Origin of the sequence: Methanolobus sp. ZRKC3 (assembly GCF_045291275.1) — an archaeon.
GTDB lineage: Archaea > Halobacteriota > Methanosarcinia > Methanosarcinales > Methanosarcinaceae > Methanolobus.
Map to the genome: position 1 here is coordinate 1733903 of NZ_CP146982.1, position 14646 is coordinate 1748548.

Here is a 14646-nt window from a genome sequence, read left to right on the forward strand (position 1 = left end):
GCCTCTTTTCCTTCATTATGAATCTCTAATTCAGACTTTTCTGGCTCTGAATCTCTGCCTTCACCCAGCATTTTAGATTTAGTAGTGCAATTCATCATTCCCACCTCACCCACAGTAAAGATCAGAGTATACTGGCCAGAGCTTCCAGATTCACATCAGGACCGCTGAACAAGTCCTTATGGGTTAAAAATTCATCGTCTATCTGGAGAACCGGGGCAGTCATTGTGAATACTCCGTTAAATTTCAGCTCAGTCAAAGCTTCGGGAGTTGACATGTCTGCGACATTAAAAGACACAGCTTTTGAATTAAGGAAGTTCTTAAGCTGTTCGCATTTCGGGCATGTTTTTGTTGTATAGATAGTTACTTCAGCCATGTTTCTCTCGTCCCTTCGGTATTATAGATTTATTAGTATATTGAGCCTGTAGTAGAGATGAATTACAGCGCCAATTAAAAAAACACCATCAATCAGCATTGTACATTCCTTTGTTACTCTCACCATGAGGTAAATTATACAAATGGCTTTTAGCTTAATAATGCTTTTCCAGACTGCATCTGGTAACAAAAAATTAGAGATGATATGAGAGATGATAATACACCACGACAATATATACCAATAATGAATCATACATGAATACAAATATGATAATATATTTGAATACAGATATGCCTGCCAAAAGATGTATATCATAAATTCCATTATAGCAGTTAATTCAAAACAAGAGGTGAAATAATAGACACACGACTACCATCCGGATGTCAGCCCCTGGACGAAATGCTTGGAGGAGGATTTGAGGCTGGCGTAGTAACCCAAATATTTGGAGAAGCAGGTAGTGGAAAGACAAATCTTTGCCTGCAACTGGCAGTAGAGTGTGTCAAGAAAGGGAAAAAAGCCATATACATAGATACAGAGGCTATTTCACCCCACAGGTTCAAGCAGATCGCCGGAGAAAATGCGAAAGAGATTGCACAGCACATAATCATCTTTGAACCACATAGCTTTGAGGAGCAATATGCTGCCACAAAGGAAATTGAGAAACTCATCTCAGACAAGATCGGATTAATAATAGTTGATTCAGCAACTGCATTTTACAGATTCGAACTGGACCAGGAAGACTCCAGCATCAGAACAAGGCGTGAGCTTTCAAACCAGATAGGTTTCTTACATGGAATTGCACGCAAACACAATCTGGTAGTTGTCATCACCAACCAGGTTTACAGCGATGTGGTGACAGGAAAAGTAAAACCCATCGGCGGTACAGGAATAGAGCACATCTCCAAAACCATATTGCAGTTTGAAAAGATAGGAGAAGGTACCAGAAGAGCAAAACTATGGAAGCACCGCTCCATCCCCGAAGGCAGAACCTGTGAGTTCACCATCACCAATGAAGGCATAAGATAAATTTTCAGGCTCTTGCTATTGTTATAAAACCTGTGTGACCGACCCTTGTGGTCGAAGGACGGGTACCTCTTTCTGAAAAAGATATCTCACGCTCTGTGCACTCAATGGTTCGGACATCATAGAAATTTGCTTCTGCCATTGCATCACGTATCTCTTTTGTCTGCTCGAAGAAAGGCGAGTATGTTACCATGAATCCTCCCGGATTCAGGATACCGGAAACATGAGGAACCACATCCTTTGAATCCTGCGTATCAAGGGTCACAACATCAAAACTCTCACCAAGAGAAGATATTTCCTGTACAATATCCCCGCACCGGATCTCCACGTTATCAAGCCCTGCATTCATGACATTCTTGCGAGCAACATCAGCAAAGTTCTCCCTGACTTCATAGCTCAATACCCTTTTTGCAATGGAACCAAGATACATGGCAAGAATACCCGAGCCGGTACCGGCATCCAGAACTGAGTCATTTTTGTTAAGGCCGGTATAGGCAATGATAAGACCGATGTCCTTGGGCATCATCGGCGCGCCAGTCCTCTTTGCATGGTTGAAGAAGTCAGGCATCCTTGGACGCTGTATTATGAATTCCTGACCTTTATGAGCAGTAATATGATCTCCGAAGTCCTTTTCCAGCAAAAGAGCCAGGTCAACTTTCCCGAAGTCCGTATGAAATTCATCCTCACGTACAGTTACAATGAATTCCCTTACCTTCCCTCTATGGGAAGTCTTAAGCATAACAAGTTCACCAGCTTTCATTTAACACACCTGATCAGCGTTTTTTGGAAGAATACCTACTAAGAGGAATAGTGACTGTGTCCCGAGGGATCGAATGTTTGTTGATCTGAAGATAGTTCATTATCTCCCCAAACTCCGGCCCATAGGCATCTGCAAGAACCTTTGCATATTCAAGACCATCCCATGTAAACACATATTCATAACTCTGCCGGAAGCGACCACCTTTTTCATAATATCTCAGATCCTCATCCACAATACCCATTGCAACAAGTATCTGGATGTCCTCGAATACCTTGTCACTGTAAGGAAAACCATAATTCTCATGGAAAACGTAATCGAACAAATGCTTCAGTTTGGGAGAAGCACGTAAGATGCCAATGGTGCGATACAACCAGGTTATGTGTCTTAAACGCGGGATCGAGATGAACTGAGCATCCTCCTTTTCAAAGAGAGTGTGCACCCCGAAGAAGAGCAATATTATCCCTTCTATGGACAGATACTGATCCGTACGTATGAAACTAAGGAGTTTTGGAGAGAGCTCGTTAACCACGTCCTTCAAACGTTTGGAAACAGAACCATCATCCATGGATGATATCACTGCAGGATGCGCAAAAGCAGTAAGTGAGAGTTGCCTTGATATCGCGCGCACAAGACCATTGGCAAGCGCAGATTCATCATAGAAGAAAGCATCCTCATTTTCCATTGCAATGCGCATACTTTTGGGAACACCTGATGCAACGCTAAGGTCTATGAGCACATCACCCAACTCTTCTGCGATCAGACTTTCAAGTTTTTTAGTTGCCACTCCGTGGCGTGCAATGGTAGACAGAGTCATTCTCGTGGATGGAGAGATGGTCTTCTGGCTCAGCCGGGAAACAGGAACGTAGATATTCCCATCCCTTAATTCAGATAACAGTGGCATGCACTCTTTTGACACATACTGCCTGATAAAATTGAAAAGGTCACTGTCATTATACTCAGTGAAGAAGCGAACTATCTCCTGCCTGACACATTCAGGTTCATTTACATTCCTGAAGTTCCCAATAGCATCCTCCAGGGCATGGAGCAGCATCACACGCGCAGCTTGTGTCTTTGGATTATGGATTATAGCAGTATAATGGTGCGCCCTTGAAATCAGCAAAGACTCTGCTGCCGTCAGGGCCATGTCCTCACCGTAACCTGAACCTTCCGAACTGCCAAGTACAACGTTCCCATCCCGGATAATGAGATTGCGGACTATCTGGTCTACATCTATCAAGCCAAATGAGACACCGGTATGATATGAATCACGCAAAAGGAAATCGATACGGTCCGCGTCCACATCCCCTGCGATTATCTGGGCAAGGCATGGCTTTTCCAGCGAACCGGAATCACCTGTTGCTATCTGTGCGATCTCCCTGAAAAAAATAACAGGATCAGTACCGAATTCCTTTTCCACATAATGTGCAATGTAATTGTCTTCCGGCAGGCTATTGGAGATTATGTCCTTTGTGAAAGCCTCATGTTTAACAAAGCGTGTGCCATTTATGACAGGCTGAAGTCCGGAATCCCTTTTGAGAACCGACTCAACAGCATGGGAAAATGCAGAATGACCCACATCATGCAAAAGTCCGGCTGCCCTTATCTTACGAATGTCCTCCTGCTCAAGGCCAAGTGACTGACCTATCACAGATGCCATGTGCATGGTACCGATACTGTGCTCAAAACGTGTGTGATTAGCACCGGGATAAACATGATCCACAAGCCCCAGTTGCTGGATATTGCGCAGGCGCTGCACGCATCTGGTGTTCAGGAGCATCTGCTCGAACTCATCAAGAATAATGGTCTTGTGAACAGGGTCATGGATTATCCGGGGTTTGTGCATTTGCGGATACTATGTAGTTTGAGATATATAAAGTTTGGAAAGGTGTTTGCAAAGAAAAGAAGATAAAACCTCCATGTTTTTATCTAAGTTGCATCTTTTAGTTCAATCAGATAAATATGAGAACTATAGACTGGAATAATGAGACTAATTCTATAATGATGATAGACCAGACACTTCTCCCAGTGGAGTACAAGGTCATCGAATGCAAGACTTTGGGAGCGCTTTGCGAAGCCATCAAGTCCCTGCGCGTGCGGGGTGCACCGGCACTTGGAGCTGCAGGTGCTTATGGTGTGGCACTTGCGGCAACCCTGAGTAGCGCAGACAATATGGATGCTCTGGAGAAAGACCTCAAAGCAGCTGCAAATATCATCAAATCCACACGCCCCACAGCGGTGAACCTTGCATGGGGAGTGGACAGGACAATAGCTGCAATGGCTGATGCATACGACCTTGACGGCATCAAGGATGTTGTGGTCTCAGAAGCAAAGAACATTGCAGACGAGGATGTTGCAACAAACAAGAAACTGGGGAAATACGGTGCAAAATTACTGGATGACGGTGACACTGTCATGACACACTGCAATGCAGGAAGAATGGCATGCGTGGATTGGGGGACAGCCCTTGGGGTCATTCGCTCCGCAGTGGAAGCAGGCAAGCAGATCAATGTGGTTTCCTGTGAGACCCGGCCCCTGAACCAGGGAAGCAGGATCACCACATGGGAACTCATGCAGGACAATATCCCTGTTACACTTATCAGTGATTCAATGTCAGGGCACGTCATGAGAAAGGGCATGATAGACAAGGTGATAGTGGGTGCGGACAGGATAACGGCAGATGTGGTCTTCAACAAGATCGGAACATATACACACTCCGTACTGGCAAGGGAACACGAGATACCATTCTTTGTAGCTGCACCTGTATCCACATTCGACCCGGAGGGATGGGAAGATACCGTCACAATTGAACTAAGGGATGAGAACGAACTGCGTTTTTTCAAGAATGTGCAGATAGCCCCTGAGAACGTTAGAGTGTACAATCCGGCCTTTGATGCCACACCCATGGAGAATGTGACAGCCATAATCACTGAGAAAGGAGTCTTTTATCCACCATTTTTAATAGACGAAGTGCTTGCCTAAGGCACAGTCTTTTAAATCATGAAGGATATGAGGAAGAACAGATAACTAATAAAAACGATTATTAATCTATAAACTAAAAACTGGTAGGGAGATAAAATGACAAAGAAAAGTTCCGGCGGCAGCGGCCTGATGTCATCTGCAGGTCTTATGCGCTATTATGATGCTGACAAAAGAGCAATACACGTTAGCCCAAAGACCGTCATTGCAGCAGGGGCAGCCATTGGTTTTGTAGTCCTTTTGCTTAACGCTAACTTTGGATTCTGGCCAATATCCTGAAAAGGGAATATTAATTTTTCTTTTTTTATTTCTTCATGCGCTAGTGTTAACTCTATATGTTAGTGTAAATGTTATTTTCCAGACCCAGAACGTGCATCCTTTATAGCGTTGGATATCTTTCGTGAGAGAACTGTCTTTGGAGCAGAGTTATCTATCAATATCCTGCCACTGGACTCCCACCATGATTTCGGGTAGGCCTTATCGGCTTCAACCTCAGGATTCAGTCCCAGTTTCTCAGCTGCAAGCCTGAGCTCTTTAAGTGAAGGCTCAACAACAGATGATTTTCTGGAGATTATTCTTCCTTTGCTTCTGGACTTGGTCTTGTCAATATATGCAGGCCAGATGACAAGCTTTCCCTTTTCTTTCATCAACATGAGACATACATTGGAATTCATTCAATTTAAATTTGCCCGGAATGAAGGACAACACAAGACAAAACTTAAGTATTCAAACGAACTGCTTAAGTTCCATGATAGATATCCCCAGGAATTTCAAGGTCGAGCCGGACGTAGAGGAGTTTATTGAGAAAGCAGGAAAAGATTTCAGGCTTTGCACCACATGCGGCGGACCTGCCATTGTGCCTACAGCTTTCAAAGCCGAAAAGGAATCAGACATCAGGATTCCCATTGGAGAGAATATCCTGTTCGTTTCAAAGGTCCAGGCAAAGTATCTGCGCGAAATTAATATGAGAATGCTTGCAGGACATCTCAGAACCCGCTCTAAAGACTGAGTCCTAATAATCCTCATCCAGTGATTCATTTATCCTTCTCAGGACATCCGCAATGAGCAATTGGACTTCTGTCGCGTGCTCTTCGGGAACTTCACTACCTTCGGTGTCCATCAGTTTTTTGATATCTACAACCATCCCATGGATCATAGAGATCATCTCTTCCTGAGTGATAAGACCTGCATAGTAGGCATAGAAGAATGTTGCCCCACTGCGCTGAACCTTTTTCTTAAAAGAGGCACGGGCATTGGAAACTTCCTGCCTGGAGTAACCTTCATCCATAAAAGGAACCAGATCAGGCAAGTTCTCACCGATCCAGGTCATCTCCGACTGGTTGGAAAGATTCTTGAAATCCGCACATAACCGAGCAGTCACCCATTCACGCGCAGTCAGGTGTGTAGTCTCTTTTAAAAAGCGAGTAACATCGGAGTAACTTTTGTTATTCATCTTTTTGAATTTCTGATATTTATTCATATGAATCCCCGTCGAAAAGCAATCCTTTATGGCGTATTGCAGCCATTGTAATACATGAATGCAAATACAAATATTTAATAATAGCCCAACATAATCATCAATTTAATGAAAATACTAATTCCAACAGATGGTTCGGCATATTCCGAGAATGCGGCAAAGGTCGCAGCCGAAATTGCCCAGAGGCATGATTACCACCTCATAGTGCTCCATGTTGTGGATGATAAGGGTTTTAAAAGGAAGAGCTGGCGCAAGGATGGAGCAGAGCACCTTATCGAAAAGATACAAGAAGTGCTGATAGAGAACGGTTGTGAAGAGAAGCGCATCGAAGGTATCATCAAGGATGGGAATGCACCCGAAAAGATAGTTGAAGTGGCAAGAGAAAAAGGAGCTGACAGGATAATAATTGGCACACAGGGAAAGACAGGCATAAAAATGATAATGGGCTCTGTCACTGAAAAAGTCCTGCAAATGTCCGAGATCCTTGTTCTTGTAGTGCCGCCCAACTACAAAGAGTGAAACGGGAAAAAGAGATAATTCTTTTATTTACTGCATTTTAACGCCTGCATAACCGTACCTTTACCCTGCAGGACATCTTCCATGGAAAAAAGCTCCATGTTAAAGATGCCTTTGTAACCCTTTAATTCATTGAGGACAGTATAGTCAACTGTACCTGCACCCGGAGCCAGATGTTCATCCCCATCATACTGGTCGGTCCATACCCCGCCATTGTCGTGTACATGGACATGTACGACATAAGGTGCAAGCTCTTTTGCAAATCTGCGAACTTTCTCAATATCACCAGCGCAGGTCAGGTTTGCATGCCCTATATCGAAAGTTGCACCCAGATTATCAGAATTCACAGCTTCCACTGCCTTTACCAGCTCTGCAGCCTCACAGCACATATTTCCGGGATCTGTACCTTCCTTGTTCTCAAGCCCTAACATGACCCCATGCCCCTCAGCCATTTTAGCCAGGGACTGAAGATTTGAGACCATCCGAGAAAAAGAAGCATCATGACTCCCGTTTATCCTACCAGGGTGCAACACTACTGCCTTTGATCCAAGTTCACCTGCAAGCTCAATGGACTCGCCCATCAACCGAAACTCCACATCACCCATGTTAGCAGTATCTACGACCACATCCTTCGGATAAGTTGGAGTATCTGCAAAATAAGGTGCATGCAAGGAAGTATGCAGATCAAGTGTTGACAATTCATCGAGAATTGCTCCTAGAATATCCTTCTGAAGAACTGAATCCTGATAAACACCGAGCTTTGGCATATAGAGTTCCACTGAATGAAGTTCAGAGGCGATCTCTGCCAGGCTGCCGGCAAAGGAAGATGCACCGAGTATCATAGATTTAATGAAGACGGCTGGAACTTGATAACACTTTTGGTTTTTGTCAGAACCAAAAAACTTATTTAAATTGGAACTTACCAGCAAACAATGAAACTATATGTACCGCATGTCGGACACCTGGAAGGACTAGAGGGGTTACTGGAGAATTCGGACGACATCTATGCCGTGTACATGGCCGGCAACCCGGACTATGTCGGGACCGGAAGAACAAATATAAGCGCCCCGGGTCTGGAGGAAATATCCGAGCAGACCGAGTACGCCCATGATAAGGGAGTGAAGATGGAGATCGTGCTCAACAGTTCATGCATGGGCGGACAGCATTTGACCCCGCAGGGCTACAATAAGATCAATTGGTACTTTGAGCAGCTTAACAACATAGGAATTGACTCGATTACTGTTGCTGAGCCTTATTTTGTAGAAATGCTTGCAAGGGATTTCGATATGGAAGTCGTGGTATCGGTATTATCTTTTGTAGATTCACCACAGAAAGCCGAGTTCTATGAGGACCTGGGAGCCGATACGATCGTTATCGACCCGGTCGTGAACAGGGATTTCCCTAAACTTGAGGCAATAAAGGAATCCACATCATGTAACCTGAAACTACTTGTGAATGAGGGGTGCCTGTATCAATGCCCATTCAGGTATGCACATTTCAACTTCTTCTCACACGCAAACGGACCAGGACCGAAATTGAACGTGCTTGACGACTATTATTATCACAAGTGCCTTTCATTGAGAATAAATGATCCACAGCAGTTGATCAAGTCACCATGGATACGCCCCGAGGACCTGAAGGAGTACAGGCACATCACGGATACTTTCAAGATAGGCGGACGTACCCATTTCGTAAACTGGATATTGAATAATGTCCAGGCATATAGCGAAGAGTCCTACGATGGAAATCTAATGGACCTGCTGGACTGCCCCAAGGATATAAGGGACCTTTTCCACATCCCAAACAAGGAGCTCGAAGGTGCGATCTCGCAATGGAAACAATGCAAGAAGGTCTGCAATAAATGTGGATATTGCAAGAGATTGACAGAGAAAGTGGTTAGAGTTTACTCAAGCACTGAGACAGGAGATAGTCTTGAACCGTTGAATACATCCGGAGAATCATTATGACTTTAATAGGAACCATATCAAAAAGCCGCAGCCAGCTAGAGAACAAATTGAGGAACCTGCTCGCAAAGCCGGTCTTTCTCATAGAGATGGACGCTTTTGCCCTGCCATGCGGATGCAACGGAGCCACCATCAATACCAGGGGAGTACAGCTGGATGATCTTGAGGTATTTGAAGAACACATTTGCAAAGAACTGGAAGAAACATCACGGTCCCTTGACATAGAACCATCATTCCTTTTTGCAAGACTTATACCCGGTACTGCTGAGATCGCATCCCTCAATTCCCGCCTGCTCTGCGACAGATGTTACATGGATTTCGCCAGAGGAGAGGGAAAAAGACCGAGACCTGACATATACATACTTAAATTTGATCGTAAAGAGTGAACCTCTTAACTTTTTTCATTATAATTTTTTGACTAACATATTTAAGAGTATGCCCTATTACCGCTTTTTGGAGTGGAAACACGGGTCGCCCGCAGGGGAGTGATTCGAAAGGTTTAAGAAGTATTTAATATAATGATTTTCACCTTACGTTAGTCTACGCCATAGCAATTACGATCGGAGAAATCGTACAAGCAATTATTGCGATAATGGCATGATTTTCGCTATAAAATAATAGGAGGAAAATGTATGGAACCGCTCACAGGTATGGGCGTATTAGCACTAATGGGAGCAGCCGCAACTATTGCTGGTGCTTCTGAGGATCTTGAATCTGATGTAGGATCCCAGAGTAACCCTAACTCCCAAGTGCAATTGGCGCCTCAAATGATGTATCCACACAGGATATACAATAAAGCTGTTTCAGGAGAACCACCCTCGAACGCACTTATGTGTGCAATCGGAGGAACTGTAGCATCAGTTCTGTTAGGCATGAACGCATCTGTTGTTCTTGCACTTACAATCGGAGCTATTGTTGCAGCTGTGATCCACGGAACATATTCAGTCACATCACACTTTGGTAGAACCGCAAGTCAGAAACGTTTTAAACAACCACTTTATCTAGATATAATAAAGAGTCACACCCCGGTAATAATGGGATACTCGTTTATTACAACGTTCTGTATACTCGTTGTAGCATATCTCATGGTTGCTGTATTAGCACACCCATTCCCATTGCCACTTCTGGCATTCATTTGGGGAATCACTATTGGTGCTATCGGATCATCCACTGGTGACGTACACTACGGTGCAGAACGTGAATTCCAGAACGTAGAGTTCGGATCAGGACTCAACGCTTCAAACTCAGGAAACATCGTGAGAAAGGGAGAATCCGGTCTCAGGAACGGATACGACAACTCATGGTTCTGTGCTAAATTCGGTGGACCAGTAACAGGAATTGCATTCGGTATGACCGTATTCCTCAGCGGATGGGTAACAACCGTATTCGACGCCACAAAGGGCGACGCAGTCGGATGGGCATCCGTTATTGCAGGTTCAATTATTGTACTTATTCTGATTATATGGAACAGGAACATCGAAGTTGCAGCACGTAATGCATTTGGTACATACAAAGAAGACCAGGACGCAGAGGTAGCAGCATGATTGATGTAGTATCAGTATTAATGGACAACATCCTCAGTGTGTTACTGATCACACTTGGTGGTGTACTTATTTCATGGAGTGTTCACTTCGTACCAGTAGGTGGAGCTCCAGCAGCTATGGCACAGGCAACAGGTATCGGAACAGGTACTGTTCAGCTGGCAGCCGGCGCAGGTCTTACAGGACTTGTAACAGCCTCTACCATGATGGGCATTACAGAAAGTATGCTTCTTGTTCTTGCATCCGGTGCAGTCGGTGCTATGATAATGATATCAGTCACAATGATCGTAGGTCAGTGGGTATACGTATATGGTGTCGGATGTACACCAGCATCTGCAAAGGTAAAGTACGACCCAATTACAAAGGACAGACAGGATCTCTACGTATCCCAGGGTACAGAAGGACATGGTCTTCCAACAGTATCATTTGTGAGTGGTGTTATCGGCGGTGCACTTGGTGGTATCGGCGGTTCAATGGTATACTACTACCTCATGGTTATCGAGAACGGATTGTCAACTACTGACTTAGTCGGTATAGCAAGTATTTTCGCAGTAGGTATTTTCTTTGTTAATGCGGTCATTCCTTCATACAACATTGGAGGAACCATTGAAGGTTTCCATGACCCTAAATTCAAGAGATTCCCAAAAGCTGTACTCGCATCCCTTATTGCAACATTTTTCTGTGCAATCATGGGTGTAATCGCAATAGGAGGCCTGTAAATGTCAGCAGGAGGAAGCGGAGAGGCCGCTGCAGGAATGCCCCATAACAACCTGATCGCTTTGGGCGCACTTGGCGGACTTATCGCAATATACGCAGCACATTTCCTTGTTGCTTCAATCGGACCATACATGTCATTCCTTGGCGGAATAGGCGCCATCGCTGGTGTCGTATGGGGCGCAGCAGCAGTTAGAAGAGTAGCAAGTTACGGACTTGGTACCGGTGTACCATCCATTGGTATGATAGCACTCGGTATGGGTATCGTTGCAACCACATTCGGACTCGCCGTTGGTGGCGTTGCCGGACCTGTACTTGCAGTGATCTTTGCAGCATTGATCGGACTTCTTGTCGGTCTTCTTGCAAACAAGGTACTCAGCATGGGAATTCCTATCATGGTACAGTCCATGGCAGAGATCTCAATGGCAGGTACCATCACCATTATAGGACTCAGTGTCGCAATGGTAGGATCATTTACCTTTGAATCTGTACTTACCGGAGTAATAGCAACCGGCTACATTGCAGTGATATTCATTGCTGGTGGTCTTGCAATTCTCCACCCATTCAATGCAAACCTCGGACCTGATGAGAAACAGGACCGCACACTTGCAACAGCTCTTGAGAAGGGCGCTATTGCAATGGTCATTGCAGGAATCGTAGCCAGCATTAATGCAGGTGCATCCGGAGCAATCACCATCATTGTCGGTATAGCTATCTGGTACATTGGTTTCAGCAAGTTCTACAAGTTTGTAAAGAGAGATGCTTACAGCGTAGTAGGAACCGGAATGCTACCTACTGAGGAGGAATTGGCATGAGCATGGTTCACGTAGTACCTGAAGCTAATTTAGTACTTGATCCACTCACAGGCCTACTTGCCCAAGAGAGAGACGATATTATCGCATACTCGATGGACCCAGTAATGGCACAGCTTGATGAACTGGATAAGATCGCTGATGATCTTGTAAACTCCCTTTCACCAGACAAGCCACTGCTCAACTCATACCCAGGACGTGAAACAACTGCACTTAGCGCAGGTTTCTACGGCAACTCATTCTATGGAATTATTGTCGGTCTGGGAGTCGCAGGACTTATGCTTCTGGTCATGGGCGCATTAGGAGTGATGTAAAATGGCAGAAAAAAGAGATGCAGCACCAAATTGGCCAATTATTAAAGGTGAGTACGACGTAGGTAACATACAGAACTGTGTAGCAGTTATCACCTGCGGATCCCACCTTGCAGGCGGACCAATGCTGGATGCAGGAGCTGCTGTTACAGGCCCATGTAAGACAGAGAACCTCGGTCTTGAGAAGGTCGTAGCACACATAATATCAAACCCCAACATCAGATACCTCATCGTCACAGGATCTGAAGTTAAGGGTCACATCACCGGACAGGCAATGCTCAGTCTGCATGCAAACGGTATCAAAGATAACAGGATCGTCGGTGCAACCGGTGCGATTCCTTATATCGAGAACCTGACCGATGCAGCAATGGAAAGATTCCAGGCACAGGTCGAATGTATCGATTTGATCGGTACTGAAGACATGAATGCTATTGTTTCCAAGATCAAAGAATATGCAGCAAAAGACCCAGGAGCCTTTGATGCAGACCCAATGGTCCTTGAAGTCGGTGACGGAGCCGGAGGAGAAGAAGAAGAAGCTGGCGGACTCAAACCAATGGCAGCTGAGATCGCAACCGTGAGGGACAGGATACTGAGCATCGAGAAGGAAATGATAGCTATCGGTAACCTTAACAAGTTCCACTCAGGTATCCACGCAGGTAAGGCTGAAGGAATTATGATCGGTCTGGCAATCACACTCGCTTTACTTGGAATGTTGTTGTTCGGGAGGTAATTGACATGGCAGATGAAGAATATGGAAAAGGAGTTCCAAAAGTAATCAACCCACAGATGGGACCCATGGAATCCACAGTCGAGAGCATCCGATACAGAGCTCAGCTTATCGCAAGGAACCAGAAACTCGATTCAGGTGTTTCCGCAACCGGCATATCCGGATTTGTTGCAGGATTCGCCTTTGCTGTAGTGATGGCGGTCATACTTCCAATGTTTATCTGGGGGATGATTTAAAATGAGCGACTCAAACGGAAATGCACCAAGCGTAGTAGTAGACCCTGCAGATTTCAATGCAGTCATCGACAGACTCAACAACATAGATGAGAAGATCGAATTTGTCAGCAGTGAAGTTGCACAGCGCATTGGTAAGAAAGTAGGTAGAGACATAGGAATATTATACGGAGCAACAGCTGGAATTGTTATGTTCCTCTTATACATATTATTCCTGGCACCTATGCTTAGTATCTAAAAATAAAGAGGTTATTCATATGTTCAAATTTGACAAGAAACAAGAAGTATTTGAGGTAGGTGGAGTCAAGTTCGGTGGCCAGCCAGGACAATACCCAACAGTACTTGTAGGAACAATGTTCTACAACAGACACAAGATCGTGACTGATGAAGACAAGGGAATTTTCGACAAGGAAGCAGCAGACAAACTCTGGCAGTCAATGGTTGACATGGGTCAGGTTACAGGCAACCCAATCGTAAACCAGATCGTCGGAGAGACACCTGAAGCAATCAAGAACTACATCGACTGGTTCGTAGAGCGTGACGACAAGACACCATTCCTTATCGACTCATCAGCTGGTGACGTTCGTGCAGCAGCAGCACAGTATGTAACAGAGATCGGTGTTGCTGACAGAGCTATCTACAACTCCATCAACGCAAGTGTTCACGCAGATGAGATCGAAGCGATCAAGGACAGTGACATCAACAGTTCTATTGTTCTCGCATTCAATGCAACAGACCCAAGCGTAAAAGGAAAGATAGAGATCCTTGAAAGCGGTGGAACTGGTCAGGACAAGGGTATGCTTGAGATCGCAAAGGAATGTGGAATCACAAAGCCTTTGGTAGATGTAGCAGCAACCCCACTCGGAGCAGGCTCCGGTGCATCAATCAGATCAGTAATTGCAGTCAAAGGTCACTTTGGTCTGCCTGTTGGCGGTGGATACCACAACATGGCATCTGCATGGGACTGGATGAAGGGATACAAGAAGCAGTACGAGACAAGGGACCAGAAGCAGGCAATCTACATGCCTACAGATATTGGAACCAACCTCGTATCACAGATACTTGGATCCAACTTCCAGCTGTTCGGCCCTATCGAGAACACTGACAAGGTGTTCCCTGCAACAGCTATGGTTGACATCATGCTCGGAGAGACCGCAAAAGAACTCGGTCTTGAGATCATGGATGAAAACCACCCACTCAACAAGCTGGCTTAAACCAG

Annotated in this window: 21 protein-coding genes; 15 read left to right on the plus strand and 6 right to left on the minus strand. The window is 44.9% G+C overall.

Annotation, left to right across the window (positions count from 1 at the left end; all coding sequences use genetic code 11):
* Positions 1–121 precede the first annotated feature (121 nt).
* The gene (locus V7O66_RS08735; protein ID WP_406659923.1) at positions 122–373 is read right to left on the minus strand and encodes a glutaredoxin family protein; all 252 of its coding nucleotides are present in this window, start codon (positions 371–373) and stop codon (positions 122–124) included.
* Between the two features lie 357 nt (positions 374–730).
* On the opposite strand from V7O66_RS08735, the gene radB reads away from it, so the two are divergent.
* Positions 731–1399, plus strand: coding sequence for a DNA repair and recombination protein RadB (gene radB, locus V7O66_RS08740; RefSeq protein WP_406662620.1), 669 nt, complete (start codon positions 731–733; stop codon positions 1397–1399).
* A gap of 4 nt (positions 1400–1403) precedes the next feature.
* Here radB and V7O66_RS08745 read toward each other — a convergent pair whose 3' ends face one another.
* Positions 1404–2156: a tRNA (adenine-N1)-methyltransferase gene (locus V7O66_RS08745; RefSeq protein WP_406659924.1), complete on the minus strand. Its 753-nt coding sequence runs from the start codon at positions 2154–2156 to the stop codon at positions 1404–1406.
* Positions 2157–2169: 13 nt separating this feature from the next.
* Entirely contained in the window at positions 2170–3999 is a 1830-nt protein-coding gene (locus V7O66_RS08750) for an HD domain-containing protein (RefSeq protein WP_406659925.1), read from the minus strand.
* Between the two features lie 116 nt (positions 4000–4115).
* Between V7O66_RS08750 and V7O66_RS08755 the strand changes: the two genes are divergently transcribed.
* The gene (locus V7O66_RS08755) at positions 4116–5135 is read left to right on the plus strand and encodes an S-methyl-5-thioribose-1-phosphate isomerase (protein ID WP_406659926.1); all 1020 of its coding nucleotides are present in this window, start codon (positions 4116–4118) and stop codon (positions 5133–5135) included.
* Positions 5136–5231: 96 nt separating this feature from the next.
* Complete coding sequence (locus V7O66_RS08760; protein WP_406659927.1) at positions 5232–5411, plus strand: preprotein translocase subunit Sec61beta; 180 nt, start codon at positions 5232–5234, stop codon at positions 5409–5411.
* Positions 5412–5482: 71 nt separating this feature from the next.
* Here the strand turns inward: V7O66_RS08760 and V7O66_RS08765 are convergent, their stop codons facing one another.
* The gene (locus tag V7O66_RS08765) at positions 5483–5779 is read right to left on the minus strand and encodes a signal recognition particle protein Srp19 (RefSeq protein ID WP_406662622.1); all 297 of its coding nucleotides are present in this window, start codon (positions 5777–5779) and stop codon (positions 5483–5485) included.
* 101 nt (positions 5780–5880) lie between these two features.
* On the opposite strand from V7O66_RS08765, the gene V7O66_RS08770 reads away from it, so the two are divergent.
* The gene (locus V7O66_RS08770) at positions 5881–6141 is read left to right on the plus strand and encodes a hypothetical protein (protein WP_406659928.1); all 261 of its coding nucleotides are present in this window, start codon (positions 5881–5883) and stop codon (positions 6139–6141) included.
* A gap of 3 nt (positions 6142–6144) precedes the next feature.
* Here the strand turns inward: V7O66_RS08770 and V7O66_RS08775 are convergent, their stop codons facing one another.
* A complete protein-coding gene (locus V7O66_RS08775; protein ID WP_406659929.1) occupies positions 6145–6585 on the minus strand; it encodes a DUF5806 family protein in 441 nt (146 codons plus the stop codon).
* 132 nt (positions 6586–6717) lie between these two features.
* Between V7O66_RS08775 and V7O66_RS08780 the strand changes: the two genes are divergently transcribed.
* On the plus strand, positions 6718–7128 hold the full coding sequence (locus V7O66_RS08780) for a universal stress protein (protein WP_406659930.1): 411 nt from the start codon (positions 6718–6720) through the stop codon (positions 7126–7128).
* A 23-nt stretch (positions 7129–7151) separates the two neighbouring features.
* Here the strand turns inward: V7O66_RS08780 and V7O66_RS08785 are convergent, their stop codons facing one another.
* A complete protein-coding gene (locus V7O66_RS08785; protein ID WP_406659931.1) occupies positions 7152–7967 on the minus strand; it encodes a sugar phosphate isomerase/epimerase family protein in 816 nt (271 codons plus the stop codon).
* 90 nt (positions 7968–8057) lie between these two features.
* Here V7O66_RS08785 and V7O66_RS08790 point away from each other — a divergent pair, with 90 nt between their 5' ends.
* From V7O66_RS08790 to mtrH, 10 genes are all read left to right on the plus strand, one after another.
* A complete protein-coding gene (locus V7O66_RS08790; RefSeq protein WP_406659932.1) occupies positions 8058–9092 on the plus strand; it encodes a U32 family peptidase in 1035 nt (344 codons plus the stop codon).
* Complete coding sequence (locus V7O66_RS08795) at positions 9089–9475, plus strand: DUF5402 family protein (RefSeq protein ID WP_406659933.1); 387 nt, start codon at positions 9089–9091, stop codon at positions 9473–9475. Before V7O66_RS08790 ends, V7O66_RS08795 begins: the two co-directional genes overlap by 4 nt.
* 246 nt (positions 9476–9721) lie before the next feature.
* On the plus strand, positions 9722–10633 hold the full coding sequence (gene mtrE / locus V7O66_RS08800; RefSeq protein WP_406659934.1) for a tetrahydromethanopterin S-methyltransferase subunit E: 912 nt from the start codon (positions 9722–9724) through the stop codon (positions 10631–10633).
* A 20-nt stretch (positions 10634–10653) separates the two neighbouring features.
* Positions 10654–11349 carry a tetrahydromethanopterin S-methyltransferase subunit D gene (mtrD, locus tag V7O66_RS08805; protein WP_406662624.1) on the plus strand — a complete coding sequence of 232 codons (696 nt, stop codon included), beginning with the start codon at positions 10654–10656 and terminating at the stop codon, positions 11347–11349.
* Positions 11350–12159, plus strand: coding sequence for a tetrahydromethanopterin S-methyltransferase subunit MtrC (mtrC, locus tag V7O66_RS08810; RefSeq protein ID WP_406659935.1), 810 nt, complete (start codon positions 11350–11352; stop codon positions 12157–12159).
* Complete coding sequence (locus V7O66_RS08815) at positions 12156–12470, plus strand: tetrahydromethanopterin S-methyltransferase subunit B (RefSeq protein ID WP_406659936.1); 315 nt, start codon at positions 12156–12158, stop codon at positions 12468–12470. The genes mtrC and V7O66_RS08815 overlap by 4 nt, the downstream gene beginning before the upstream one ends.
* A gap of 1 nt (position 12471) precedes the next feature.
* A complete protein-coding gene (mtrA, locus tag V7O66_RS08820) occupies positions 12472–13197 on the plus strand; it encodes a tetrahydromethanopterin S-methyltransferase subunit A (RefSeq protein WP_406659937.1) in 726 nt (241 codons plus the stop codon).
* A 5-nt stretch (positions 13198–13202) separates the two neighbouring features.
* On the plus strand, positions 13203–13430 hold the full coding sequence (locus tag V7O66_RS08825) for a tetrahydromethanopterin S-methyltransferase subunit F (protein ID WP_406659938.1): 228 nt from the start codon (positions 13203–13205) through the stop codon (positions 13428–13430).
* A gap of 1 nt (position 13431) precedes the next feature.
* Positions 13432–13665 carry a tetrahydromethanopterin S-methyltransferase subunit MtrG gene (gene mtrG / locus V7O66_RS08830; protein ID WP_406659939.1) on the plus strand — a complete coding sequence of 78 codons (234 nt, stop codon included), beginning with the start codon at positions 13432–13434 and terminating at the stop codon, positions 13663–13665.
* Between the two features lie 19 nt (positions 13666–13684).
* Positions 13685–14641 (plus strand): tetrahydromethanopterin S-methyltransferase subunit H, encoded by a 957-nt coding sequence (gene mtrH / locus V7O66_RS08835; protein ID WP_406659940.1) that lies wholly within the window; start codon positions 13685–13687, stop codon positions 14639–14641.
* The last annotated feature ends 5 nt before the right edge of the window (positions 14642–14646 follow it).

Bases quoted from the DNA above. Each gene is read 5' to 3' on its own strand.
- V7O66_RS08735 (WP_406659923.1), bottom strand. From the start codon at position 373: ATGGCTGAAGTAACTATCTATACAACAAAAACATGCCCGAAATGCGAA.
- V7O66_RS08745 (WP_406659924.1), bottom strand. From the start codon at position 2,156: ATGAAAGCTGGTGAACTTGTTATGCTTAAGACTTCCCATAGAGGGAAG.
- V7O66_RS08750 (WP_406659925.1), bottom strand. From the start codon at position 3,999: ATGCACAAACCCCGGATAATCCATGACCCTGTTCACAAGACCATTATT.
- V7O66_RS08755 (WP_406659926.1), top strand. From the start codon at position 4,116: ATGAGAACTATAGACTGGAATAATGAGACTAATTCTATAATGATGATA.
- V7O66_RS08760 (WP_406659927.1), top strand. From the start codon at position 5,232: ATGACAAAGAAAAGTTCCGGCGGCAGCGGCCTGATGTCATCTGCAGGT.
- V7O66_RS08765 (WP_406662622.1), bottom strand. From the start codon at position 5,779: ATGAAAGAAAAGGGAAAGCTTGTCATCTGGCCTGCATATATTGACAAG.
- V7O66_RS08770 (WP_406659928.1), top strand. From the start codon at position 5,881: ATGATAGATATCCCCAGGAATTTCAAGGTCGAGCCGGACGTAGAGGAG.
- V7O66_RS08775 (WP_406659929.1), bottom strand. From the start codon at position 6,585: ATGAATAACAAAAGTTACTCCGATGTTACTCGCTTTTTAAAAGAGACT.
- V7O66_RS08780 (WP_406659930.1), top strand. From the start codon at position 6,718: ATGAAAATACTAATTCCAACAGATGGTTCGGCATATTCCGAGAATGCG.
- V7O66_RS08785 (WP_406659931.1), bottom strand. From the start codon at position 7,967: ATGATACTCGGTGCATCTTCCTTTGCCGGCAGCCTGGCAGAGATCGCC.
- V7O66_RS08790 (WP_406659932.1), top strand. From the start codon at position 8,058: ATGAAACTATATGTACCGCATGTCGGACACCTGGAAGGACTAGAGGGG.
- V7O66_RS08795 (WP_406659933.1), top strand. From the start codon at position 9,089: ATGACTTTAATAGGAACCATATCAAAAAGCCGCAGCCAGCTAGAGAAC.
- mtrE (WP_406659934.1), top strand. From the start codon at position 9,722: ATGGAACCGCTCACAGGTATGGGCGTATTAGCACTAATGGGAGCAGCC.
- mtrD (WP_406662624.1), top strand. From the start codon at position 10,654: ATGGACAACATCCTCAGTGTGTTACTGATCACACTTGGTGGTGTACTT.
- mtrC (WP_406659935.1), top strand. From the start codon at position 11,350: ATGTCAGCAGGAGGAAGCGGAGAGGCCGCTGCAGGAATGCCCCATAAC.
- V7O66_RS08815 (WP_406659936.1), top strand. From the start codon at position 12,156: ATGAGCATGGTTCACGTAGTACCTGAAGCTAATTTAGTACTTGATCCA.
- mtrA (WP_406659937.1), top strand. From the start codon at position 12,472: ATGGCAGAAAAAAGAGATGCAGCACCAAATTGGCCAATTATTAAAGGT.
- V7O66_RS08825 (WP_406659938.1), top strand. From the start codon at position 13,203: ATGGCAGATGAAGAATATGGAAAAGGAGTTCCAAAAGTAATCAACCCA.
- mtrG (WP_406659939.1), top strand. From the start codon at position 13,432: ATGAGCGACTCAAACGGAAATGCACCAAGCGTAGTAGTAGACCCTGCA.
- mtrH (WP_406659940.1), top strand. From the start codon at position 13,685: ATGTTCAAATTTGACAAGAAACAAGAAGTATTTGAGGTAGGTGGAGTC.